Origin of the sequence: Marinobacter fuscus, assembly GCF_003007675.1 — a bacterium.
GTDB classification, from domain to species: Bacteria; Pseudomonadota; Gammaproteobacteria; order Pseudomonadales; family Oleiphilaceae; genus Marinobacter; species Marinobacter fuscus.
In genome coordinates this window covers 24,851-49,661 of record NZ_PXNP01000013.1, presented here as the reverse complement: position 1 = coordinate 49,661, position 24,811 = coordinate 24,851, and the positions used below count along the sequence as shown (strand labels likewise).

20 protein-coding genes are annotated in these 24,811 nt (G+C 60.3%); 12 read left to right on the top strand and 8 right to left on the bottom strand.

The window, feature by feature from the left end; genetic code table 11:
- Positions 1 to 30: 30 nt before the first annotated feature.
- Positions 31 to 2,880: a class I adenylate cyclase gene (locus C7H09_RS03525; RefSeq protein ID WP_106761251.1), complete on the bottom strand. Its 2,850-nt coding sequence runs from the start codon at positions 2,878 to 2,880 to the stop codon at positions 31 to 33.
- Positions 2,881 to 3,007: 127 nt separating this feature from the next.
- On the opposite strand from C7H09_RS03525, the gene C7H09_RS03520 reads away from it, so the two are divergent.
- Positions 3,008 to 5,452, top strand: coding sequence for a sensor domain-containing phosphodiesterase (locus C7H09_RS03520; RefSeq protein ID WP_106761250.1), 2,445 nt, complete (start codon positions 3,008 to 3,010; stop codon positions 5,450 to 5,452).
- 26 nt (positions 5,453 to 5,478) lie between these two features.
- Here C7H09_RS03520 and argH read toward each other — a convergent pair whose 3' ends face one another.
- Positions 5,479 to 6,888, bottom strand: a complete 1,410-nt coding sequence (argH, locus tag C7H09_RS03515) for an argininosuccinate lyase (RefSeq protein ID WP_106761249.1) — start codon at positions 6,886 to 6,888, stop codon at positions 5,479 to 5,481.
- Between the two features lie 118 nt (positions 6,889 to 7,006).
- Here argH and C7H09_RS03510 point away from each other — a divergent pair, with 118 nt between their 5' ends.
- The 6 genes from C7H09_RS03510 to C7H09_RS03485 all read left to right on the top strand — a co-directional run bounded on the left by C7H09_RS03510 (position 7,007) and on the right by C7H09_RS03485 (position 12,976).
- Positions 7,007 to 8,047, top strand: coding sequence for a sensor histidine kinase (locus tag C7H09_RS03510; protein ID WP_106761248.1), 1,041 nt, complete (start codon positions 7,007 to 7,009; stop codon positions 8,045 to 8,047).
- A gap of 6 nt (positions 8,048 to 8,053) precedes the next feature.
- A complete protein-coding gene (locus C7H09_RS03505) occupies positions 8,054 to 8,809 on the top strand; it encodes a LytR/AlgR family response regulator transcription factor (protein WP_106761247.1) in 756 nt (251 codons plus the stop codon).
- Between the two features lie 86 nt (positions 8,810 to 8,895).
- Positions 8,896 to 9,837, top strand: coding sequence for a hydroxymethylbilane synthase (gene hemC / locus C7H09_RS03500; protein ID WP_106761246.1), 942 nt, complete (start codon positions 8,896 to 8,898; stop codon positions 9,835 to 9,837).
- Positions 9,818 to 10,618: a uroporphyrinogen-III synthase gene (locus C7H09_RS03495; protein ID WP_106761245.1), complete on the top strand. Its 801-nt coding sequence runs from the start codon at positions 9,818 to 9,820 to the stop codon at positions 10,616 to 10,618. The genes hemC and C7H09_RS03495 overlap by 20 nt, the downstream gene beginning before the upstream one ends.
- Positions 10,619 to 10,628: 10 nt before the next feature.
- Positions 10,629 to 11,738 (top strand): uroporphyrinogen-III C-methyltransferase, encoded by a 1,110-nt coding sequence (locus C7H09_RS03490; protein ID WP_106761244.1) that lies wholly within the window; start codon positions 10,629 to 10,631, stop codon positions 11,736 to 11,738.
- Positions 11,735 to 12,976: a heme biosynthesis HemY N-terminal domain-containing protein gene (locus tag C7H09_RS03485; protein ID WP_106761243.1), complete on the top strand. Its 1,242-nt coding sequence runs from the start codon at positions 11,735 to 11,737 to the stop codon at positions 12,974 to 12,976. Before C7H09_RS03490 ends, C7H09_RS03485 begins: the two co-directional genes overlap by 4 nt.
- Positions 12,977 to 13,049: 73 nt before the next feature.
- On the opposite strand, the gene C7H09_RS03480 is transcribed toward C7H09_RS03485, so the two are convergent.
- The 3 genes from C7H09_RS03480 to rho all read right to left on the bottom strand — a co-directional run bounded on the left by C7H09_RS03480 (position 13,050) and on the right by rho (position 16,961).
- Positions 13,050 to 14,054 carry a 2Fe-2S iron-sulfur cluster-binding protein gene (locus C7H09_RS03480; protein WP_106761242.1) on the bottom strand — a complete coding sequence of 335 codons (1,005 nt, stop codon included), beginning with the start codon at positions 14,052 to 14,054 and terminating at the stop codon, positions 13,050 to 13,052.
- Between the two features lies 1 nt (position 14,055).
- Complete coding sequence (ubiD, locus tag C7H09_RS03475; RefSeq protein ID WP_106761241.1) at positions 14,056 to 15,543, bottom strand: 4-hydroxy-3-polyprenylbenzoate decarboxylase; 1,488 nt, start codon at positions 15,541 to 15,543, stop codon at positions 14,056 to 14,058.
- 155 nt (positions 15,544 to 15,698) lie between these two features.
- Positions 15,699 to 16,961 carry a transcription termination factor Rho gene (gene rho, locus C7H09_RS03470; RefSeq protein ID WP_106761240.1) on the bottom strand — a complete coding sequence of 421 codons (1,263 nt, stop codon included), beginning with the start codon at positions 16,959 to 16,961 and terminating at the stop codon, positions 15,699 to 15,701.
- Positions 16,962 to 17,318: 357 nt separating this feature from the next.
- Here rho and moaB point away from each other — a divergent pair, with 357 nt between their 5' ends.
- The 4 genes from moaB to C7H09_RS03450 are packed head-to-tail and all read left to right on the top strand — an operon-like array spanning position 17,319 to position 19,829.
- Entirely contained in the window at positions 17,319 to 17,891 is a 573-nt protein-coding gene (moaB, locus tag C7H09_RS03465; RefSeq protein ID WP_106761239.1) for a molybdenum cofactor biosynthesis protein B, read from the top strand.
- 12 nt (positions 17,892 to 17,903) lie between these two features.
- The gene (locus C7H09_RS03460) at positions 17,904 to 19,118 is read left to right on the top strand and encodes a molybdopterin molybdotransferase MoeA (RefSeq protein ID WP_106761238.1); all 1,215 of its coding nucleotides are present in this window, start codon (positions 17,904 to 17,906) and stop codon (positions 19,116 to 19,118) included.
- Positions 19,119 to 19,120: 2 nt separating this feature from the next.
- Entirely contained in the window at positions 19,121 to 19,381 is a 261-nt protein-coding gene (moaD, locus tag C7H09_RS03455; RefSeq protein ID WP_106761237.1) for a molybdopterin converting factor subunit 1, read from the top strand.
- A gap of 1 nt (position 19,382) precedes the next feature.
- Positions 19,383 to 19,829: a molybdenum cofactor biosynthesis protein MoaE gene (locus C7H09_RS03450; protein WP_106761236.1), complete on the top strand. Its 447-nt coding sequence runs from the start codon at positions 19,383 to 19,385 to the stop codon at positions 19,827 to 19,829.
- Between the two features lie 215 nt (positions 19,830 to 20,044).
- On the opposite strand, the gene mobA is transcribed toward C7H09_RS03450, so the two are convergent.
- Both mobA and trxA read right to left on the bottom strand, forming a co-directional pair.
- The gene (gene mobA / locus C7H09_RS03445; protein ID WP_106761352.1) at positions 20,045 to 20,635 is read right to left on the bottom strand and encodes a molybdenum cofactor guanylyltransferase MobA; all 591 of its coding nucleotides are present in this window, start codon (positions 20,633 to 20,635) and stop codon (positions 20,045 to 20,047) included.
- Between the two features lie 57 nt (positions 20,636 to 20,692).
- The gene (gene trxA / locus C7H09_RS03440; RefSeq protein WP_106761235.1) at positions 20,693 to 21,019 is read right to left on the bottom strand and encodes a thioredoxin TrxA; all 327 of its coding nucleotides are present in this window, start codon (positions 21,017 to 21,019) and stop codon (positions 20,693 to 20,695) included.
- 315 nt (positions 21,020 to 21,334) lie between these two features.
- On the opposite strand from trxA, the gene ppx reads away from it, so the two are divergent.
- Positions 21,335 to 22,816, top strand: a complete 1,482-nt coding sequence (gene ppx, locus C7H09_RS03435) for an exopolyphosphatase (protein WP_240616497.1) — start codon at positions 21,335 to 21,337, stop codon at positions 22,814 to 22,816.
- 41 nt (positions 22,817 to 22,857) lie between these two features.
- Here ppx and C7H09_RS03430 read toward each other — a convergent pair whose 3' ends face one another.
- Positions 22,858 to 24,801, bottom strand: a complete 1,944-nt coding sequence (locus C7H09_RS03430; protein ID WP_106761233.1) for an ATP-binding cassette domain-containing protein — start codon at positions 24,799 to 24,801, stop codon at positions 22,858 to 22,860.
- Between the last annotated feature and the right edge of the window lie 10 nt (positions 24,802 to 24,811).

Genomic DNA, 24,811 nt, shown 5'->3' with positions numbered 1-24,811 from the left:
TCGCTGCATGCATCGCGAGGTTTCAGCGGCCTACTGAAGGTGGCGGTTGAGTGCGTCTTCCAGGCTGGCGCGATAGCGCAGATATTGGCTGGTCTGGATATCCCGCTGATACAACTGCGGGCCCAGATCGTTAGGCAGGTGCAGGTCGCTGAGATACACCGGATAGGGCTCCCGGCTCTGGCGCAGGGAGCGGATGTAGTGAGCCACTGCCGGAATCAGCTGATCACCGTATTCCTGAACCGTGAACTCCTGCTCATTGCAGTAAATATCGAACCGCAGCCCCCCTTCGCCCTGCTGAACGCCTACAGCCTGCACCTCCAGCCCCCGCGCAAGCAAGCCGGCAGCCAGATCCGGACGCACTTCCGCCAGCCAGCGACCTTCACGGCAGACCAGTTCATAGCATCGCACAGCTGTCCGGAAGTCGAGCGGCTCAGCCTGGCGCAACTGGCGGCGTTCATCAAGGCGCTCCAGAAAGCGCAACAGGGGCGACAACAGTTGTCGCGGCTGGCTGGCTTGTGCCTCCCGAAACCAGAAGCTGCCATGTTCATCTACTACCCAAAGTCTGACCCTGCCACCTTGCGTGCACCAGAAAACCTGCACACAACCTTCCTGGCTGGCCTGGCAGACAGCTCGTAATGCGGGATCATCCTGCAACGCGTAGCGATCCGGGACAACCGGAAGATACTCTTCCTGCGGCTGCCCCAGAACCTCTAGCAGGCCGGAGCCGCCGTCCACCGCCATAAAAGACGGCTCGGCGCCGTGAAACTGCAGCAGGAAAAACCGCTGATCCATTTCGATCAGATAGCGCAACGGATGCGGGCCGGAGCCGCCGGCAAAGAAATGGCGAAGAACGTCGGCAAACAAATCCCGAACCCGCCTTGCCGTTGCCTGGCCATGGCCACGCCCGGAGCTACTCACCCGGATTTCAGGCAATGCGCCCGGATTGGCTGCGGCCTGGGCCAGCACATTCTTCAGACACTGCACGAGGGTGTCACCCGAGGCATAGTGCTGAAGACTGACCTCGTGCCAGCTATTCAGTGTTATCTGATCGATGGTCAGCACCAGATTTTCCCGGGCTCCGCTGAACCCGAGGGAGTCCGTGCGCGCCGAAAGCTTGTGCAGTCCTTTCCCGGTCAGGTGTGCCTGCGGGTCGGCGGCCACGTTCAGCAACAAGAGGTTCCGTAACGGCCGAACCGGCCTCGACAACGCCTTACCGGTAGCAGAAGACAACGGCAGTGGCAGAAATGACTCCAGCGCCTCCAGTATTTCCCGCAGCTCATGAACCGTCGCCACGGTACGGCCGGAACGCACGTTCAGGCGAGTAGACCGGCTCAGCAAGCCATTGCAATAACACCAGACCACCAACTCGGTGAGGTTTCCCGCCCGGCGAATAACCGGTTGCCAGAAGGCATCGGACGGATCTTCCAGATCCCGGTACAGAAGCCAGCCATCAGCTTGCTCACGGTGCTCGGAGCGATGATGAAACGACAAGTTTTCTTCCACCAGCGAAGGCACCAGCCCAGGATTGATCAGCTCGATCTTGCCCGCCTTGCGCTGGAACGCGGCGAAAAGCTTGCGCCCCAGCAAACTGACATCCGCTGGGCTGATTGCCGCCCGGGTGCCCTGCTCCCGGGCCATACCCGACAGCAGCCGGTAACTGTGCGTGAGTTCCGCCACCACAGTGCGGCGCAGAGCGACTACGTCTTCCGCACGCCATCGCTGCCGGTCATCCAGTTCGGCGATGTCGTCGGAGTCCCAGCCCCAGTCGGCCACCAGACTCCGGAGCAACTCTGTCCGCCACTGGCCACCGGTTGTCCCTGCCCGGCTCAGGGGCAAACCCGCCTTCAGATAAAGGCTTCGGCGCACCAACTCCAACCGTTCCGGCGCATCCTGTGTCAGCAGCCAAAGCTCCAGGCGCTGATAGAGCAACAGATACGGATCCAGGGCATCGGCACAGATCACGCCGTGGTGTACAGCCTGCTTGAACCGGGCGGCCAGCAGCGGCGTGTCCCGGTCCACGCCGTAACACTCGATCAGTAATAGCTTGAGAATTGCTTTCCAGGGCGCATCTATGCCCTTGTACAACTGCCAGATGCCAGCCCCGGGCAACTCCTCCCGGGGAATTTCCGGCACCGGTCCGAAATCAATGTAGTCACCGGCCCTGATAAACCGGCAATCGAGTAACTGGCGGCGGCAGCGGTCATAGTCATGCTCGTATTCCACCGGAATCAGCCACCAGAGCGGGTATTGACCGGCCAGGTGGATACTGGTCCGGTAAAACTCATCCAGCAGCAAATAATGCTGAGCGCTGCCGCAGTTCTCGCCAGTCACTTCTGCGCGCTGGCGCCCGGCGCGCCAGTCTGCCGCTGAAAACACGAAAACGTGAAGTTCGACGCCGTAATCTTCCGCCCAGCGGGCCAGACTGTCTGCTTTGTGTTCCAGACGCTGGATGCCAGCCTCCGGCAAATCTTCCCGGTGGCACAGCCAGACGTCCAGATCACTGGTCACCGAGTGGCCCAGAGTGCCCGGGCTACCCATAAGAAAAAGACTGTCGAGATCCGGCTTCTGCACACCCTTGTCACGGTAGTGGAAACTCCGGGCATGACGGCGGGCAGCTCCCAGCACCCGGTCATCCGGTGTGTAACCGGCAAACCCTTCCGGGCAATTGCCGTGCTGGTAGCCGGGCAAGGCTGGGTGATTGCGATGAAACACCAGTGGCAACAATTCCAGCACAATCTGCTGGCGGTAGGTCAATGCCGACAGAGCCCGCTGCCAACGCTGACGATTGACCACAAGAAAGCGGTCGCGGAGCCGCTTCAGAACCTTGCGATCAATTCCGTCCTCAAAATCGAGAACAATAGGTGCAGCGTGAACAGTCAAGGGCACTCCGGAAACAGGTTAATTTCAGCGACACAACGGTTATGATGAAAAATCGCGACTATCTCAGCAGAAACACCGCTATCGGTGTCGCGAATCATACCGCCAGCCCGAGCGAGGTTTCTGCTTCGTGAGAGAATTTTTGATCCAGCGCTACCGGCCGGATACCAACGGTTCGGTTATACGCCCAACCCTGCTCCGTGTCGATGACCAGGGCCGGATACTGCAGGCCGACCAATACGCTGAAGCCATGTTCGGCTACACAGCCAACGCTCTCGGCAAGATGGGCGTCCAGGGCATTCTGGCCTCCCGCCAGGATGACCCCTTTGCCCCCGCCCACCGGCTCAGCCTGGAACGCGGCCAACCGGTACTGGTAACCTTTCGCCATAAACATGGGTACTTTTTCAGCGCCAGTCTGAGCCTCAACCAGAAACGCCGTGATTCCGACCGGGCTGCTTCTGCAGCCGTTACACTCAGGCCCGGCCACCGTCTGGATCCTAATATTCAGAGACTGGCAGAGCAACACAGCGGGTTCGGCCTCTGGGAACTGACCATTGCCACCAACGAGGTTCACTGGACTGAGGGCCTGTACCAGCTGCTGGAACTCAGGCCTGGCACCGAGATCTCCCCGGAACAGGCCCTGTTCTACTGCCAGTCGCACCAGAGCCGCGTGCGGGCGCTGTTTCGCCGTTGCCTGCGCACCGGCCAGCCGTTCCGTATCCCGCTGCAAATTGCCACAGACCGGCAACACCCCCGCAGCGTTGTGCTGGCAGGCCAGGCATTGGCCAACAACGGGCAGATCCGAAAACTCGGCGGTGTTGTCTTTGACCAGAGCGCAATGACAGCACTGGAACGGAACCGCCAGCAGGCCTGGCGCATTCTTGAGGCCACCACCTGCGCCACCGATGATCTTGTGGTTGCGCTGGATACCCGCTTCCGGCTGCTGCACTTCAACCAGCCCTGGGCAGACCAGTTTCAGAAGGCGTTCGAGATCGAACCCCGGCCCGGCGACAGCCTGCGCACCCTGCTCACTGACTTTCCCGTTGAACGAAAACTGATCGAGCGACTCTGGCAGCGGGCGTTCGAGCGCGGGCATTTTGTTGCAGAAACGCCACTCAACCGGCAGGGAGAAAGCCTGCCCCTTTACGAACTCCGTTTCCAGAGCATACACAACGCCCGTGGACAGGTGACCGGCGCCATGCACGTTGCCCGGGATATCAGCGACCGGCTCCGCCACCCCCAGCACGACAAAGATCAAATGCGTTACGACCCGATTACCGGGCTGATGAACCGTCGCGCCTTTCTGGTGCATATCGAGCGGGCACGGAAGCATCGACAGGCAGGATCGCCGCCGGATGCCATTCTGTTACTGGATCTGGATCATTTTGAGCGGTTCAATACCAACCACGGTAGCGGCACTGCAGACCGCTATCTTCGGGCGCTGGCCCGCCATCTTGGTGCCCGCATCCGCCAACGGGATGCTCTGGCCCGCCTGGCGGGCGATACCTTTGCCCTGTATCTGGAGCATTGCCCGGAGGCACGGGCCAGAGAAATTGCCGATGAAATCCGAACACAAATCGCCGAGTTCCGGCTCCGGTGGCAAGACACCCACCTGCAAACCACCTGCTGCGGGGGCTTGCTTATCCTCGGCCCGGACAGCCCGCCACAGCCAGAGCGCCTGCTGAACCGGGCCGCCAGCCTGTGCCACAGCGCGAAAACCGCAGGCAGAAACCAGATCCATACCGGCTACCCGCGCTCCGACATCATGGTGGACAGCGGAACCACCACACTGAAGGATCTGGTGGCCCGGGCCCTGGATCAGAACCACCTGCCACTGGTCTATCAATCGGTTAAACCGCTGGCCAGTGCCACCTGGGGCGACCACATTGAAATACTCTGCCGGATTCCGGGGCAAAAACCTGACGACCCGCCGATAACACCGGATCTGTTTCTACCGGTCGCCGAGCAGTTCGACCTGGCCAGCCGGTTGGATCACCTGGTCATCTTCCAGACTTTCCACTGGCTTGATCAGCACCCGCTGATGAAGCCACGGCTGACTCACTGCAGTTTCAACCTGTCTCTGGCCACCGTCCTGGACGATACCTTTGTTAATTTCATGGCGCAGGTTATCGAGCAATCCCGCTTTGACGCCAGCTGCTTCTGCCTGGAAATCCAGGAGGCCCACGCCCGGGAACACCCGGAGCAGGTAACCCGGCTCTGCCACGCGTTACAGGGTATCGGCTGCAAGGTTGCCCTGCAGGAGGCCGGTGCTTCGGTTGAAAGCTACCAGCTGGCCGCCCGCCTTCCATTCGACTACATCAAGCTGGCCCGGGCACTAATTACGGGGCTTGCCAACGACCCGGTTCAGGCCACCATGGCCGAAGCGCTGCACCGGATTGCTATCGCCGCGGGGCGCCAGACCATTGCGCCATTCATCGAAAACGACGAAACATTGAGAAAGGCACGAACCCTGGGCATTCACTACGGCCAGGGGCACCGGCTGGCGCCTGCGCTTCCTTTGTCGGAGCTGACTCCGGCAGCGGTGGAGCTTGCCACCGGCCGGATCGGGGGATAGAGCGCAGGCCAGAAGCCTGCAGAGGCTTACTTCAGTGCGGCCCGTGCCCGGGCAACTGCCGCACGTACCTGCTTTGGTGCCGTGCCGCCAAGATGATCCCTCGCCTGTACCGAGCCCTCCAGGGTCAGCACATCGAAAACATCCTCAGCAATCACATCCGAGAACTGTTTCAGCTCTTCGAGAGTCATTTCGGACAGGTCGCGATTCTCAGCCACACCAAAGGCGACAGACTTGCCGACGATCTCATGGGCATCCCGGAAGGGCACGCCTTTTTTCACCAGGTAATCCGCCAGATCCGTAGCGGTGGAAAAACCACGCTTGGCCGCCACCCGCATGTTATCGGCCTTGGCTTTGATGGCCGGAACCATGTCGGCGTACGCCTTGAGGCAACCTTTGATTGTGTCCACCGTGTCGAACAGGGGCTCCTTATCTTCCTGGTTGTCCTTGTTGTAAGCCAGAGGCTGGCTCTTCATCAGGGTCAGCAGGCTGATCAGGTGGCCGTTCACCCGGCCGGTTTTGCCCCGAACCAGCTCCGGCACATCCGGGTTCTTCTTCTGGGGCATGATCGAGGAGCCGGTGCAGAAGCGATCTGGCAGGTCGATAAAGTCGAACTGGGCAGACGTCCAGAGCACCAGCTCTTCGCTAAACCGGGACAGGTGGGTCATCAACAAGGCTGCAAAGCTGCAGAACTCAATGGCAAAGTCCCGATCCGAAACAGAGTCCAGGCTGTTTTCCGTGGGCCGGTCAAAGCCCAGCAGCTCGGCTGTCAGGTTGCGATCGATAGGGTAAGTGGTACCCGCCAGCGCCGCCGCACCCAGGGGCATCACATTCACCCGCTTGCGACAGTCCTGCAAACGGTCGGCATCGCGTACCAGCATTTCATACCAGGCCAGCAGATGATGGCCGAAGGTCACCGGCTGAGCGGTCTGCAAATGAGTAAAGCCAGGCATGATGGTGTCGGCTTCACGCTCGGCCAGATCTAACAAGCCGGCCTGCAAGCGAGCCAGTTCCTCGGCGATCACGTCGATTTCGTCCCGCAGATACAACCGGATATCGGTCGCTACCTGGTCATTCCGGCTTCGGCCTGTGTGCAGCTTCTTACCGGTGATTCCGATGCGGTCGGTCAACCGGGCCTCGACGTTCATGTGCACGTCTTCAAGGCTGACAGACCACTCGAAGCGACCGGCTTCAATGTCTTCCTTCACGCCCTTCAGGCCTTCAATAATCTGATCCCGCTCGGCGTCAGTCAGCACGCCGACTTTCGCCAGCATAGTGGCGTGAGCGATGGAGCCGGTAATATCATGGTGATAAAGGCGCTGGTCGAAACCCACCGACGCCGTGAAGCGCTCAACAAAGGCATCCGTAGGCTCGCTGAAGCGGCCACCCCAGGGCTTTTCGGAGGATGTGGTCTGGTCAGACTTGTTCTGATCCGTCATGGTCTATCTTTCCTGCTGACAGCCCGGCATCATCGTGCCGGCAATGAATAAGAGATAAGTTGCGGCATTATAGCATCGCACCGACCCTGAGGAGACACCCCTGAAATCCGACAAAGGCATGAACCACAAGGACACCGGCGAGTTCTACGTGCCCGATCTGTGCCGGGTGCGGGCTGTCTTCATGCTGCTGATTACCAGCGAGCTATTCGTGCTGGTACTGGCGATTGTGCAGGCCCGGAACAGCTGGATCGACTGGAACTACTTTGGGCTTCTATCCCTGTTTGTGCAGTGGACCACCCTGACCAGCGCCGCATTGATCTGCCTGCTGCGCCCCCGACTGGCGCGCATGAGTGTCGGTCGAAGCACCCTGACCATTGTGCTGCTGGTGGTGCTCGATGTTTTTGCATTCAGCCTGTTCGCCGACCGGGTATTGCACCCGGGCAACGGGGGCGACTTGTGGCAGACGGTGGCCAAAAAGCTGCTACTGGCGGCACTGATCGTGCTTATAGTGCTGCGCTACTTCTACCTGCAGAATCAGTGGCAACAACAACGGGAAGCAGAGATGCAGGCCCGGCTGACCTCCCTGCAGGCCCGCATTCAGCCCCATTTTCTGTTTAACAGCATGAACACCATTGCCAGCCTGATTGCCAGCAACCCCGAGCAGGCGGAAGATGCCGTACTCGACCTGTCAGAGCTGTTTCGGGCCAGCCTGCGTACCGACGACCACCTGATTCCGCTGAGCCGGGAGCTTGAACTCTGCCAGCGTTATCTGGCCATTGAATCGCTCCGCCTTGGATCACGACTGACTCTGGACTGGCAGGTATCACCGGGCCTTGAGCAGCAGGCCATCCCTCCCCTGAGCCTGCAGCCCCTGGTGGAAAACGCAATCTATCACGGCATCCAGCCACGACCGGAAGGCGGCACCGTTCGTATCGAAATCTATCCCCGCGGGGGGTTCGTTTACCTGATGGTGCAAAATCCGTTTGTGGAGCCGGAAGACCGGCAGCATCAGGGTAACCGAATGGCCGTGACCAACACCCAGGCCCGGCTACAGGCTCTGTTCGGGGAGCCTGCCGTTCTCAAACACAGCCGCCAGGGCAGCATCTATACTGTGACTTTGCGCCTACCCCGGCGAACAGCCACCCGAAAGGACGAGTAACAAGACATGGACAGCACCCACAAACGCATACTGATCGTCGACGATGAACCCCTTGCCCGCCAGCGACTGCAACGCCTGCTCGACGCCCTGCCCGACTATCGGGTTTGCGGTGAAGCGGTCGATGGCAATGATGCCCTGCGGCAGATTGCAGAACTGGATCCGGACATCGTTCTGCTGGACATCCGGATGCCCGGCCTGGACGGCATGGAAACCGCAGATCGCCTGGCCCGGCTGCAAAGCCCGCCTGCCCTTATTTTTTGCACCGCTTACGACCACTACGCCATCCAGGCCTTCGACGTTCGCGCCATCGCTTATTTGCTGAAGCCCGTGCGCCGTGAGGCCCTGGCCGATGCACTGGCCCGGACAGGCCAGGTTAACCGGGTGCAATTGCAGGCACTGCAGCAGGTGCCGGAACCGGCAGTTGGCCAACTGGCGGTGAAAACACACCGCGGAACAGAACTGATCAACCTGAACGAATTACAGTACTGCGAGGCCGACCAGAAATACGTCACCCTGCATCACAGCCAGGGTGAAACCGTATGCGATTACACCCTTAAAGAGCTGGAGCAGGCATACCCGAACCATCTGATCCGAATTCACCGCCACACCCTGGTTGGCACCCGCTTCATTCGCGGACTCCGCCGCAGCAATGATGGCCAGACCCTGCTGGCCCTGACCTGCGGTGACACCCTGCTGACTGTCAGCCGGCGCCATGCCGCTGGCATCCGTCAGTGGCTGCAGGAGCACCAACCCTCCCCCTGAGGGGGTAGGCCCGGGCGGATTACGGGACTTTTTTTCGGCCACAAGGTAACCTTGTGGGCACACTTTTTTGACCGACAGTGAGCAAGATGTCCAAACGTACTCTACGCATCGCAACCCGCAGCAGCGCTCTGGCCCTCTGGCAAGCCGAATTCATCAAGGCCGAGCTGGAACGCCTGCACGATCACATCACCGTTGAGCTGATCAAGATCAAAACCCAGGGCGACAAGATCCTGGACGTGCCTCTGGCCAAAATCGGCGGCAAAGGCCTGTTTGTCAAAGAGCTGGAAGAAGCCATGCTCGACGGCCGCGCCGATCTGGCGGTGCACTCCATGAAAGATGTGCCCATGGCCTTCCCCGAGGGCCTGGGCCTGGTGGCCATCTGCGAACGGGAAGACCCCACCGACGCTTTTGTCAGCAACATCTACGACAACATTGACCAGTTGCCGGAAGGGGCCGTAGTCGGCACCGCCAGCCTGCGCCGGGAGTCCCAGCTGCGGGCCAACCGTCCGGATCTCCAGATCAGAGTATTGCGGGGCAACGTCAACACCCGGCTGGCCAAGCTCGACGCCGGTGAGTTTGACGCCATCGTATTAGCCAGTTCCGGCCTCAAGCGCCTGGGTTTCCACGACCGTATCCGTTACTCCATGCCCGATACCGTGTCTCTGCCCGCCGTTGGCCAGGGCGCCCTGGGCATCGAGTGCCGGCTGAACGACAGTGAACTGCTCGAGATGCTCGAGCCACTGAACCACACCGACACCGCGGATCGCGTAAAAGCCGAGCGGGCATTGAATCGTCGCCTGGAAGGCGGCTGCCAGGTTCCGATTGCCGCGTATGCCCTGCTGGAAGACCAGGACACGCTCTGGCTGAGAGGCCTGGTGGGCGCGGTAGACGGTTCCGAGATCTTCCGGGTAGAAGGCCGGGCGCCCCGTGCCGAAGGCGAACGACTAGGCCGGGAACTGGCCGAACAGCTGCTGGCAATGGGCGCAGACAAGGTACTGGCTGAAATCTATGGCCACACCCCAAGCTGAACGCACCCTGCGGGGCCGGCGGATACTGGTCTGCCGGCCGGAACCGGAAGCCACCCGCCTGGCGGGTGTACTTGAGCAGATGGGCGCAGACGTCCGCTTGCTGCCGATGGTGGAGCGGGAGCCGTTGCCGGAAACTCCGGAACAAAGAAGCACCCTCCAACAACTGGACAACTTCCACCATGTCGTTGCCGTCAGTCCCTATGCCGCACGGCGCCTGCTGGAGGAAATCGACCACTGGTGGCCACAGATGCCCTCGGGCATTCAGTGGTACGGTGTTGGCGAGGGCACGGCGGCCGTCTTCCGGGAACACGGCCTTGATCCACAGCGCCCCGAGCAGGGCTGGACCAGCGAGGCCTTGCTGAAGCACCCATCGCTGCAGAACCTCCGCAACGAAAAAGTACTGCTGGCCCGCGGCGAGCAGGGCCGGGAACTGCTGCGCCAGACCCTGGCAGAACGAGGCGCCCGGATAACCACCCTGCCACTGTACCGACGCTCCTGCCCGTACTATCCTTCAGAAAAGACAGAAGATATTTTTGCCAGATTCCGGCCCGATGTGGTCATTGCGCTTTCCGGCGAAACACTGAACAATCTGGTGAGCGTCGGCGCTGGATACCTGGACAGACTGGCTGAAGCGCTGATCGTGATCCCGGTAGAGCGGGTCGCCGCACTTGCGCGCAGCCTGGGGTTGCCCAGAACCTTTGTTCCGGACAGCCTGGCGAACGACGAACTGGCTCTTAGTGTGGCTTCCCGGTTAACACAGGACGCCCTCGACAACGGATAACCGAGTAAGGATGCCCGTGACAGACACAAGCAAACAACTGCCCGCCCCGGTTACTGCCCCCCAGACAGGGCGCCCACGCCTCTGGCCACTCTGGATCGCTGCCATCCTTGCGTTGTTGCTGGCGATAGCCCTGGGAGCCTGGAGCTACCTGCAATGGCAAAAACACCAGACCGCCCTGCAGGCTATTCAGACCCTGCAGCAGGATGCGGATCAACTTGAAAACCTGTATGGCAGCCGGGGCAGCGAGCAGGCCCGGCGGCTACAGGCACTGGAAACCCGGCTGGCTGAACAGCGCGAACTGATCGCCACCCAGCAACGCCAGATCGACCATAACGCCCGCGAACTGCTTGAGGCCGGTAATCGTACCCGAACCGACTGGCTACTGGCCGAAGCCGAATACTTGCTGCGCATCGCCAATCAGCGCTTGCTGATAGAAAAAGACATTCGCGGTGCGCTTTCTGCCCTGCAGTCTGCCGACGAGGTATTGCGGGAATCCGATGATATTGGTGTTTACCCTGTGCGCCAGCAGTTGGCCCGGGAGGTTCAGTCACTACGAAGCATCCAGAGTGTCGACCGGACCGGCCTCTACCTTCGGCTTGAGGCTGCCATTGCCGCCATCAACGACCTTACCGACCAGGCTCTGATCAACGACCGGGCACCCGGCTTTGGTATGCTGGCCGATGAAAACAACCCCGCGGATGGCAGTAACCGCTTTACCCGGGCGTGGAACCGCTTCCTCGACACCCTGAAGGAAGTTGTTGTTATCCGGCGTATGGACGAGCCGGTCAAGCCATTGCTCTCACCCGATCAAAGTGCCTGGGCCCGCCTTAACCTGCAACTGATGCTGGAAGAAGCAGAGATGGCGGTACTTCGCGGCAACCAACCTCTTTACGAGCGGGCGCTGAACAAGGCCATTACCACCATCAATGACTGGTACGACAGCACCAACCCCACCATCAGTGGCCTGAACGAAACCCTGACCGAACTGGCCAAAGGCGATGTGGATCCCGAACTCCCCGACATCAGCCAGTCCCTCGGCCTGCTGAAAGAGCGCCTCGCCGGCCGCCTGGCCGCAGATGACGGCAACAGCGAAGCGGGCAAGGGAGAGCCCGAGTCATGATCCGTATTCTGCTGATCCTGCTGATTGCCCTGCTGGCAGGAACCGCGCTGTCGATGGGGCTGACCTACGATCTTGGCTATATCCGGATCAGCCTGGGCCGCTACCTGATCGAAACCAACTTCTGGGTCGGCCTGGCACTGATTATCGGCCTCGTTGTGCTGATTACCGGCAGCATCAGCGCATTACGCCGCTTCCGCCAGGGTAGCGGAGTGGTCGCCGGCTGGATGGCCCGCGGCGGCGAGCGAAGAGCCCGCCGACGCACCACTCAGGGGCTGCTGTCGCTGGCCGAAGGTAACTGGGCCCGGGCCCGAAAACTGCTGACCAGCTCGGCGGAACATGCTGATACACCACTGATCAACTATCTGGCGGCCGCCCAGGCGGCGTTCGAATGCGATGATCATGACGCCGTGGATGAGCTATTACGCAAGGCGTTCGAGAGTACTCCGGGCTCCAGTCTGGCTGTTGGCCTGACCCAGGCGCAGCTGCAACTGGCCGGTAACCGGCCGGAGCAGGCACTGGCTACGCTGTTGCGACTGCGCAAAGAAGCCCCCCATCACCCGTTCGTTCTGAAGCTCCTGAAGAATGCGTATCTGAAACTTGAAGACTGGCGCGAGCTTGCAAAACTGGCCCCGGATCTTCGCAAGCGCAGTGTCGCCACCCCCAAAGAACTGGACGATCTCGAGCGTGAGGTGTGGCACAACCTGCTGGAGCGGGCCGCCGATGAGTGTCGCCGGGCTCGGGCAGAGAACTCTGAGGCACCTCTGGAGCCCCTGACCCGCCTTTGGGATGAGATGCCCGGCTTCGTGCGCCGCGACGAATTCACCATCAGGGACTATGCCGGTTTGCTTGCCAGCCTCGGCGACGAGGCCCAGGCCGAAACCCTGTTGCGCAAGGTGCTACGCAACCATTGGAGCGACGAGCTGATCAACCTGTACGGCCGCATCCGGGGCACCCACCCCGAAGAGCAACTGCTGATGGCCGAACAGTGGATGAAAGACCGCCCGAACAACCCGGAACTGAAGCTCGCCCTGGGCAGGCTTAGCCTCCGAAACGAACTCTGGGGTAAAGCAAGGGAGTATTTTGAGGCAAGCCTGCAATTAAGGCGCAGCCGCGAGACCATGGCTGAGCTTAGCCGTCTGAATGCTCACATGGGCGAGGAAGCAGCAAGCATCAAACTACTGATGCAGGAGCTGGAAACCGATAATGGGCTGCCGGATCTTCCGATGCCACGGGCGTAACCTTTTCTCTGGGGCAGACATGAAAAAGGCCAGCATCACCGCTGGCCTTTTTCATGTCTGCCCGGCATATTGGCTACTGACGCGGCGCATACTCCAGTACATCCGAATAGAACGCGGACTCAGGTAACCCCTCCGCCACCAGGGCATCCATCAGGGTATACACCATGCCGGGGGAGCCACTGGCGTGAACTTCCACATTGTGCCAGTCGAACCCCGATGCCAGTACGGCGTGTACCAGCTGGTCGTGATGCCCGCTCCAGTCGTTGTCGTCATCGTCACCGACCACCGGAACGAAGCGAAAGACCGGCCAGTCGTCCTGCCACTGCCGGGCCATTGAGCGCAGGTACATATCTTCATGCTTGCGCACCCCCCAGAACAGCCTGACCGGATGATCAAAGCGGGTTTCCTGCAGGTAATCCACCAGGCTTTTCATCTGCGCAAAGCCTGTGCCAGCGGCCACCAGCAGCAATGGCTTTTCCGGTGCCGCCGCCAGGCAAGCCTTGCCGTGAGGCAGCTCAACCGTGACTTCCTGCCCGGAGGTTAAGGCGTCGATCACTTTCCGGGCCGAAATCCAGTCCGGTGACGCCTGAATATGCAATTCGATCTGCTCAGCGGACGGACTGCTGGCAATGGAAAAATAGCAGGGATCGGTCTCTGGCAGAATCACCGCCAGATATTGCCCCGCATGGAAGGCTACATCCCGGCGGCGCGGTAGCTGCAGCGCCACCCGATAAACATCGTGACTGATCAGGCGGACATCCACGACCCGGGCCTGATACCGGCGTGGTTGAAAGTTTCCTGGTGCCATAACGGCGGGTATCTCCAGTTCAAGATCGGTAAGCGCCAGTGTCCGGCACATCATAAGCCGCTCACCGACCGGTACAGAAAGTTGATTGCGGGTATTCAAGGCGCCGCCGCTCATCAGCCGCGCTTCGCAAATCTCACACACGCCATTGCGGCACGCCGCAGGCACCCGAATACCCGCCTGTGCTGCCGCCGAGAGCACATCTTCATGGTCTGGCACCCGGTATGCCAAACCTGATGGCTGCAAACGGACACGGCGGGCCAGCTTGTCCATATCAGTCAGGGCGGGGTTCGGAAATTTCAATCCCCAGGCTATCCCAGATCTCGTCAACCCGCTGGCGCACGTCCTCGGTCATGGTAATAGCCGTGCCCCACTCCCGGTCGGTTTCTCCCGGCCATTTGTTGGTCGCATCCATGCCCATTTTCGAGCCCAGCCCCGACACCGGAGACGCAAAATCCAGATAATCAATGGGCGTGCTCTCTACCAGAGTCGTATCCCGGGCAGGGTCCATGCGGGTTGTGATCGCCCAGATCACATCTTCCCAGCTGCGGGCGTTGACATCGTCATCGGTCACAATCACGAACTTGGTGTACATGAACTGCCGGAGGAACGACCAGACCCCCATCATCACCCGCTTGGCATGGCCCGGGTACTGCTTTTTCATGGTGACCACCGCCAGCCGATAGGAACAGCCTTCCGGCGGCAGGTAAAAATCCACAATCTCCGGGAACTGTTTCTGCAGAATGGGAATAAACACTTCGTTCAGTGCCACCCCAAGAATCGCAGGCTCGTCGGGCGGGCGACCGGTGTAGGTACTGTGGTAGATCGGGTCGTGGCGATGGGTGATGCGCTCCACGGTAAACACCGGGAATTCATCCACTTCATTATAGTAGCCGGTGTGATCACCAAACGGCCCTTCCGGCGCCATGTCATCCGGATAGATGAAGCCTTCCAGCACGATCTCGGCACTGGCGGGCACCTGCAAATCACTCAGCCCGGCCTGCACCAGCTCGGTGCGGGCACCCCGCAGCAAACCGGCAAAGGCATATTCCGACAGAGTATCCGGCACCGGGGTCACTGCTCCGAGAATGGTGGCCGGATCGGCCCCCAACGCCACGGCCACCGGATAGGGCGCATCCGGATTGGCCCTGCGGAATTCCTGGTAATCCAGAGCCCCGCCACGATGACTGAGCCAACGCATGATCAACCGGTTACGGCCGATCACCTGCTGCCGATAAATGCCCAGATTCTGCCGTTCTTTATTGGGCCCCCGGGTAATCACCAGCGGCCAGGTCACCAGCGGGCCAGCATCACCGGGCCAGCAGTGCTGCACCGGTATCTGGTAAAGATCGACCTTGTCTTTCTCGATCACCACATCCTGACAGGGCGCGGAGCGCAGCACCTTGGGGCTCATGCGCATCACCTGCTTGAACAGGGGCAACTTCTCGATGGCGTCCCGAAAGCCCTTGGGGGGATCCGGCTCCTTCAGAAAGGCCAGCAGCTTTCCGATTTCCCGCAATGCACTCACGTCGTCCTGCCCCATGCCAAGGGCCACCCGTTTTGGCGTACCAAACAGGTTGGCCAGTACCGGCATGTCGTAACCTTTCGGGTTTTCGAACAGCAGCGCCGGGCCTCCGGCACGCAGGGTACGGTCACAGATTTCAGTCATTTCGAGATGAGGGTCGACTTCAGCCGTCACCCGCTTCAACTCACCCAGCTTTTCCAATTGGGCAATAAAGTCTCTCAAGTCACTGTATTTCATGATGCGCTCCGATCCTGGCGTGCATTCTTACGGAGGTTGGCCTTGTCTGGATCTTGACCTTCGGGCTGACAAAACCCGGGGCGGGACGGGATAAATCGCAAAAAGCCGCCCGGATGCACGAAGACACCGAGGGCGGCCTTGTTACCAAGCCAGTATCAACGACGCTTCATTGACTGGAAGAACTCGTCATTGGTCTTGGTGTCTTTCAGTTTGTCCAGCAGGAATTCGATCGCTGCGGTGTCATCATCCATGGAGTGCAGCAGTTTACGCAGAATCCACACGCGCTGGATGTCCGCCTCGGACATCAGCAGATCCTCACGGCGGGTGCCGGAGCTGCGGATGTTGATGGCCGGATAGGTGCGCTTCTCGGCGATCTTGCGATCCAGATGCACTTCCATGTTACCGGTGCCCTTGAACTCCTCGTAAATCACCTCGTCCATCTTCGAGCCAGTGTTAACCAGCGCGGTTGCCAGGATGGTCAGGCTACCGCCTTCCTCAACATTCCGGGCAGCACCGAAGAAACGCTTGGGCTTTTCCAGGGCGTGAGCATCAACACCACCGGTCAGCACCTTACCGGAAGACGGAATCACGGTGTTGTAAGCCCGGGCCAGACGGGTGATGGAGTCCAGCAGGATAACCACGTCCTTCTTGTGCTCGACCAGGCGCTTGGCCTTTTCGATCACCATCTCGGCCACCTGGACGTGACGGGCCGGTGGCTCGTCAAAGGTGGAGGCGATGACTTCGCCGCGCACGGTGCGCTGCATCTCAGTCACTTCCTCTGGCCGCTCGTCAATCAGCAGTACCATGACATGGCACTCTGGATTGTTGCGGGTGATGGACTGAGCAATGCTCTGCATCAACAGCGTCTTACCGGCCTTGGGCGGAGACACGATCAGGCCCCGCTGGCCTTTTCCAATCGGCGCCACCAGATCCAAAACCCGAGAGGAAAGGTCCTCAGTGCTGCCGTTACCGGCTTCGAGCGTGAGACGCTCATCCGGGAACAGCGGCGTCAGGTTCTCGAACAGAATCTTGTTGCGGGCATTATCCGGCTTGTCAAAGTTGATCTCGTTGACTTTCAGCAGGGCAAAGTAACGCTCGCCGTCTTTCGGGGGCCGGATCTTGCCGGAGATGGTGTCGCCGGTACGCAGGTTGAAACGGCGGATCTGGCTGGGCGACACGTAAATGTCGTCAGGTCCGGCCAGATAGGAGGCATCGGCGGAACGTAGGAAGCCGAAGCCATCCTGCAGAATTTCCAGTACACCGTCACCGTAGATGTCTTCGCCGCTCTTGGCGTGTTTTTTCAGGATGGTGAAAATTACATCCTGTTTACGCGAACGAGCCAGGTTGTCGAGGCCCATTTCTTGCGCAATATCGAGCAATTCGGGCACGGATTTCTGCTTGAGTTCAGTAAGATTCATAGTTTGTTGAATTTTCAGGAATGGAAGTAAACGACTGTTGGAATGACAGGGGTGCCCCTGAACGTATTGAACGAATTAAGCTGAAACTAGGCGCTGGCCAGGTGGAGCAACCGGTGAAGTTGGAAGCCGGATAAAAAATGCTGAAGCCAGAGAGTGGGAACAACCGTTCGCCGGGCAACGGCATAATCGGTTACTTTTACAGCAGATGTCAAGTCCCGTGCTGAAATTATGCGTTTATCCGCACGAGCCGCGCCACACCCGCGCCTCAAAGTCCCTCCGAGGGGTTACTCCCTTCCCTTACGGGGCTCTGATCGGGATACTGTCATCATAACTGAACACTGACACCGGAGCTTTTTCATGAGCAGTGAACGCACCCGCGAACTCAACCCACTGAATATTGCGATTCTGACCGTATCCGATACCCGTGGCCCGGACCAGGACAGTTCCGGTCAGTTTCTTGAAGACAGCGTACTGGACGCCGGGCATCGCCTGATCAGTCGGCGTATTTTGCCAGATGACATCTACCTGGTACGGGCGTTAATTTCCCAGTGGGTCGCCTCGTCTGACATTCATGTTGTGCTGATCACCGGCGGCACCGGATTCCACGAGCGGGACAGCACGCCGGAAGCTCTGGCACCCCTGCTGGACAAGAGCATTGAAGGTTTCGGGGAAGAATTCCGCCGCCTGTCTGCAGCCGAAATCGGCACCTCCACCATTCAGTCCCGGGCGTTTGCCGGTCTCGCCAATCACACGGCGATTTTCTGCCTGCCCGGCTCGACCGGCGCCTGCCGTACCGGCTGGAATGGCCTGATCGCACCGCAACTGGACAGCCGCCACGGCCCGTGCAACTTCTCAGAGTTGGTTCTGCGCAAACCCGAGCGCCCGTACCAGCGTGTGTTTGAGGCCATTGGCCAGCGGGCTAAGCGGTAAGCAGGAGCGACTATGGCAAATTCACAGCTGACATCGGTTGATGATGCTCTGCAGCATATTCTGGCCAGTGTGGCGACAGAATCCGCAAACGAAAACGTGCCTTTGGCCCAAAGTCTTGGCCGGGTGCTGGCGGCCGATCAATACGTTCCCGCAGACGTGCCCCCGGCGGACAACAGTGCAGTGGACGGCTACGCTATCGCCACCCGAGACGTTCAGCCGAACCAGGCTCTGCCGGTCTCGGATCGGATTCCTGCCGGTACCGCGCCGAAAGCCCTGAAGCCGGGCACAGCGGTTCGGATTTTCACCGGTTCGGAGATTCCTGACGGTGCCGATGCGGTGATCATGCAGGAGCGGGTGGAGGTCACCGACGCCGGTATCCGTGTGATGGCCGAGGTGAATGCTGGCCAGAACATTCGTCGCCAGGGGCAGGATCTTGCCAAAGGCACGCTGGCGCTGGCGGCTGGTACTCTAATCCGCCCTCAGGAAATGGGGCTGCTGGCATCGATGGGCGTCGGTGAGGTGGCAGTACGCCCGCGCCTGAAAGTGGCGGTGCTGACCACCGGCGACGAACTGGTGGAGCCCGGCCAACCCCTGGCAAAGGGGCAGATTTACAACACCAACCGTTACACCTTGCTGGGCCTGTTGGCCGAGGCAGGTTGCGAGGTGGTGTTGTGTGAGTCTCTGGAAGACACCCGGGAGCAGACCCGGAACCGGCTGGAACAGGCGGCGGCCAGCGCCGATTTACTGATCACCAGTGGCGGTGTGTCGGTGGGCGAGGAAGATCATGTCAGGGCGGTGCTGGAGGAATCCGGCGCCCTGTCGCTTTGGCGGATGGCCATCAAGCCGGGCAAGCCGCTGGCCTTTGGCTCGGTGAACGGTACCCCGGTTCTGGGCTTGCCGGGCAACCCGGCCGCAGTGCTGGTGACCTTTCTGGTGGTGGCCATGCCCTACATTCGCAAATGCCAGGGCCGCCATCACATTTTGCCCCGGGGTGAATGGCTGCCCTCAGCGTTCGAGGTAAACACGGCGTCTGTGCGGCGGGAATTTGTCCGGGCCCGAAAGCAGGGTTCTGCCAGCGAAGCGCGGGTTGAAGCTTATCCGAACCAGAGTTCCGGCGTGCTCAGTTCGGCCTGCTGGGGCGACGGTCTGGCGGTGGTGCCGGAGCACAGCACCGTGCAGCCGGGAGACTCTGTTCTCTATTATTCATTTGCTGAATTGCTGGGCTAATTATGACTACTCCAACGATCACCATCCGTTTTTTTGCCCGCTTGAGGGAGGAGCTGGACACAGAGTCCATGTCGCACCCGCTGCCCGAGGGGCAGACGGTGGCTGAGCTTTTATCCACGCTGTCCGGGCGCGGTGGCGCCTGGGCCCAGCTGACCGGGGATCAGCCGGTAATGGTGGCGGTCAATCAGGCCATGGCCAAGCCCGGCACCCGGTTGCAGGCGGGTGATGAAGTGGCGTTTTTTCCACCGGTGACAGGAGGCTGAGATGATTTCCGTCCAGACGGAGGATTTTGATGCCGGTGCCGAGTATCAGGCCTTGCGTAACAGCGGCTCTGGCACCGGTGCCATTGCCACGTTTACCGGGCTGGTGCGGGACTCCGGGGACCTTTCCGGGGTTACCGGGCTGTTTCTGGAGCACTATCCGGGGATGACGGAGCAGGTAATTCAGGGGTTGATTGATGAGGCGTCCCGGCGTTGGGACGTGCGCGAGGCGCGGGTGATTCATCGGGTGGGGTCGCTGGCGCTGTCGGATCAGATTGTGTTCGTCGGGGTGTGCAGTGCTCACCGGGGTGATGCCTTTGCGGCCTGTCAGTTCATCATGGATGCTTTGAAGACGTCGGCGCCTTTCTGGAAGAAGGAGGTTACGGCTGAGGGTGGGCACTGGGTGGAGCAGAAGGCTTCGGATGTTGCTCGCAGTGAGGGCTGGCAATAAGCCTGCGTATTGGAGCCTGCCGCCCGGCCAGCACTTGGGATAGGCTGCCCGAAAAACGCCACGAGCACATCCATGTGGGCTTGGGCTCCGCCATCCCTGGCTCCGCACATTTTCGGGCAGCCTATCCCAAGTGCTGACCTACCAGTGTATGAGCCCTGGGGCGTCGCCAGCTCAGCGACCTACGTAAACTGTTAGCCGATCTGACAACGCGCCTGTCAGTGCTCCAGATCCTGCAGGTTGTTCCGGTTCGCAAACACCTCCCCGGTTTCCGGGCAATCCACCGCCACCGCAGCCACCGATTTCGCAAACCCCATCACCCGGCGGTTGTCCGACGCCAGCCATTGTTCCAGCTGATCCATCAGAGCCACCGGATAGACGCCGTGCAGCGGGTGTAAGCGGCCGTTGTGTTCGGCGATGGCCGGGCGGTCGGGTTGGGTTTTCCAGGCTGTGACGAGGGCGCTGAGGGTGTCCGGGGTGATGCCCGGGGTGTCGCAGGGGCAAACCAGTACCGCCCGGGCGCCCAGTGTGTGGGCGGTTTTCAGGCCGGTGAGTAGTCCGGCCAGCGGGCCCTGACCCTGCAGGTGTTGTGGGTCTTGCAGGATGTGGCCGGGAGCCAGGTGTTCGTAGGTTTCGAGGGATCTGTTGGCACTGATGCAGACGGTCGGGGTGACGGCTTTCAGGGCATGCAGTACCCATTCAGCCATGGCCTGGCCGCACCAGGGCATCAGGCCTTTGTCCTGGCCGCCCATGCGGGTGCCTTTGCCGCCTGCCAGCAGCAGACCGATGATGGATTCGGGTTGGGTCATGGCGTAAAAAAACCGCCCGTGACGCAAGGTTCAGGGGCGGTTTCCTTCAACAGCGAATCAGAGGTTGCTGTCGAGGAAGGCGGCCAGCTGTGACTTGGACAGGGCGCCGACTTTGGTTGCATCTACGTTGCCGTTCTTGAACAGCATCAGGGTCGGGATACCACGGATGTTGAACTTGGGCGGGGTTTGTTCGTTTTCGTCGATGTTGAGTTTGCAGACCTTGAGCTTGCCTTCGTATTCCTCGGCGATTTCTTCGAGGACCGGGGCAATCATTTTGCACGGGCCACACCACTCGGCCCAGTAGTCTACCAGCACCGGAATGTCGGACTTCAGAACATCCTGTTCAAAGGACGCGTCGGTGACATTAACGATATTTCCGCTCATTATCTTTTCCTGATTCAGGCGTCCCCCGGGCGGTTTTCTGCCTGTCGGAGTAACGCTGTTGGCTATAGTGTGCGATGGCTTACGTGTTCATCGCGCACCCGGATTAAGACAGACCCGATACTTTACGCGATTGATCACCCGGATGTGAAGCATGTTTAACCGGCCTGCGGCCTGATCCACGTCAGTATTGTCCGCAAGCATTTGCTGACATTTCCGGGGGCTTTCACTTATAGTACCGCAACGTTCACACCACACAGGATGCCTTTTGACGTGACGGTCGCATCTACCGCCGAGACACCTGCAACCACCCCGGACATGCTCGCTACCATCGATCTGGGCTCCAACAGTTTCCACATGGTGGTTGCCCGTCTGGTGAACGGAGAAATCCGCACCGTTGAGAAAATGGGCGAGAAGGTGCAGCTGGCTGCCGGGCTGGATCAGTGTAACCGGCTGACCGAAGACGCCCAGCAGCGTGGCCTGGCGTGTCTGGAGAAGTTTGCCCAGCGGCTTCAGGGTATGCCCCGTGAAGCGGTGCAGATTGTTGGCACCAACGCCCTGCGTGTCGCCCGCAACGCACCGGAGTTCATTGCCCGGGCCGAGGAGGTGCTGGGTTATCCGGTGGAGATCATTGCCGGCCGGGAAGAGGCCCGGCTGATCTATCTGGGGGTTTCGCATACGCTCGCCGACGATGAGGGCGCACGCCTGGTCATCGACATCGGCGGGGGCAGCACCGAGCTGATTATCGGGCAAAGGTTTGAGCCCCGTCAGCTGGAGAGCCTGCACATGGGCTGTGTCTCTTTCCGCAACCGCTATTTCCCGGATGGCCGGATTACCCGACGGGAGCTGGACAAGGCAATTACCCACGCCGAGCAGGAACTTCAGGTGATTCGCCAGCAATATCGCAGTGCGGGCTGGCAGAGCAGCGTGGGTTCTTCCGGGTCTATCAAGGCAATTGCCAATGTTCTGGCGTCACTGAAAATCAGTGACGGCACGATCACACGGGAGGGTATGGAGGATCTGCGCCAGCGGCTACTGGACATGGGCAACATCGAGCGCCTGGCCGAGTTGGGGGTGCGTGAAGAACGGCTGAATATTTTTGCCCCGGGCTTTGCCATTTTGCTGGCGGCATTCCGGTCGCTCGACATCCAGAAGATGACCTATGCCGACGGCGCATTGCGGGAGGGCTTGCTGTACAACCTTGTGGGCCGCATTCAGCACGAGGACGTGCGGGAGCGAACCATCTCGGCCCTGCAGGAGCGCTATCTGGTGGACCAGGCCCACAGTGCCGCGGTGGAAAAGACCGCCATTGCCGCCTGGGAACAGGTGGCGGACGACTGGAGCCTGCGCACATCCGCGGATGAAGACGTTCTGCGCTGGGCCTGCCAGTTACATGAAATCGGGTTGGCGATCTCTCATACCCAGTATCACAAGCATGGCGCCTACATTCTGCGTTATTCCGATCTGGCCGGATTTACCCAGCCCTTTCAGGTAGAGCTGGCTGCGCTGGTACGGGGCCACCGCAGGAAGTTTGCACCGGCAGTGTTGGAGAACATCGATGCAGAAGACCACGCCCGCGTTACCTACCTGTGTGTGCTCTTGCGCCTGGCCGTCCTGATCCAGCATCCGCGCAATCTGGAGCCCGCGCCGGAGTTCACTCTGCGTGGCAACAGCAACCGGCTGTTGGTGGAGTTTCCCCAGGGCTGGCTGGAGAGCCGTCCGCTGACACGGGCAGACCTGGAAAACGAGAAGGACTACCTGGCCCGTCAGGACTTTGTGCTGGAAGTTGCGGGCGGATAATCCGCCCGCATTCCGAGCCCGCCCGTTAGGGGGTATTCCGGCTAAACCGCAGACAATTCCTCTTCCAGGGTTTCGACGGTCTCGCTGACCTCCAGCCATTCGGCTTCGGCACTGTCAAGCTCCCGCTTGCAGGCGGTCTGCTCCGCCAGCAGGGTCCTCAGCCGCTCTTTCCCGCCATCCTCATACACTGCAGGATCGGCAAGGCCCTGCTCAATGCCGGACAACTGCTGTTGCAAACTGTCCATGCGGGCTTCCAGGGCCGACTGCTTTTTCCGCCAGGGGCTCAGCTTCTGCCTCAGTTCGGCCTCAAGGCGTTTCCGGGCCTTGCGTTCGTCTGCACTCAGAGTCGCAGTACCCGCAGCAGCCAAGCTGGCAACTTCCTCTACCTGCCGTTTCGGCGGAGCCTCTTCATCCTTGCGCCGCTCTGCCAGCCAGCGTTCATAGTCTTCCAGATCCCCCTCGTATTCTGCCACCCGGCCATCCGATACCAGCCAGAATTCATCCACGGTGTTGCGTAGCAAATGTCGGTCGTGGGACACCACGACAATGGCGCCGTCGAAGTTCTGCAGCGCCATGGTCAGGGCCTGGCGCATTTCCAGATCCAGGTGGTTGGTGGGCTCATCGAGCAACAACAGGTTCGGCTTTTGCCAGGCAATGATCGCCAGTGCCACCCGGGCCTTTTCACCGCCGGAGAAAGAACGGATCGGCGCCAGCGCTTCGTTACCATGGAAGTCAAAACCACCAAGGAAATCACGAACCCGCTGTTCCGGAGCGTTAGGCACCAGCCGCTGCAGATGCAGAAAAGGGCTGGCATCCAGATCCAGGGACTCCAGTTGATGCTGGGCAAAGTAACCGATCGCCAGGTGCTCACCACAGGTGCGCTCACCGGCCAGCAGGGTACCGGTGCCCCGCAAGGCATCCATAAAGGTGGATTTACCGGCGCCATTGGGGCCCAGCAGGCCAATCCGCGAACCCGGCAACAGGGTGACATTGATCCCCTTCAGTATCGTTTGCTCACCGTGCCCGGCTGCACCGTGGCGGATCGACAGCAAAGGATTGGAAACTTTATCGGCCACCGGAAACTCGAAACTGAACGGTGAGTCCACGTGGGCAGGCGCTATGCGTTCCATGCGCTCCAGTGCCTTGACCCGGCTCTGGGCCTGCCGTGCTTTGGTGGCCTTGGCCTTGAACCGGTCAATAAAACGCTGGATTTCGGCTATGCGCGCCTGCTGACGCTCATACCCGGCCTGCTGCTGGGACAGTCGCTCGGCCCGCTGGTGCTCAAAGGCTGAGTAGTTGCCAGTATAAAGTACCAGCTGTTTCTGGTCGAAGTGCACCAGGTGGGTGGCGACCCGATCCATAAAATCCCGGTCATGGGAAATAAACAACAGGGTGCCAGGGTATTTGCGGAGCCAGTTCTCCAGCCACAGGCAGGCGTCCAGATCCAGGTGGTTGGTAGGTTCATCCAGCAGCAAAAGATCAGATGGCCGCATCAGCGCCTGGGCCAGATTCAGCCGGATCCGCCAGCCGCCGGAAAAAGCCGATACCGGCCGGTCTGCATCACTGTCAGCGAAACCGAGCCCCCGCAACAGCGCCTCGGCCCGGCGGGGCGCGGACCAGGCTTCGTGCAGATCCAGCTCACCATGCACCCGGGCCATGGCGTGGTCGTCATTACCTTGTTCTGCCTCGGCCAGCGCCTGCTCCAGTCGGCGCAACTCAGCGTCGCCATCAAGCACGAAATCCCGAGCCGAGCGGGCAGAGGCTTCAACTTCCTGCGCCATGTGTGCGATCCGGCAGCCACCGGACAGCGACACCAGGCCCTGCTCCGGCGCCAGGCCTCCGAGTAACAGCTGGAAAAGGCTCGATTTTCCAGCGCCGTTTGCACCGACAATCGCAACACGCTGGCCCGGCTGTACAGTCAGGTTCACGTTTTCTAGCAACCAGACGCCGCCTCGTTGTAAACTGAGATCGGTTATCGTTAACATAGATTTATTT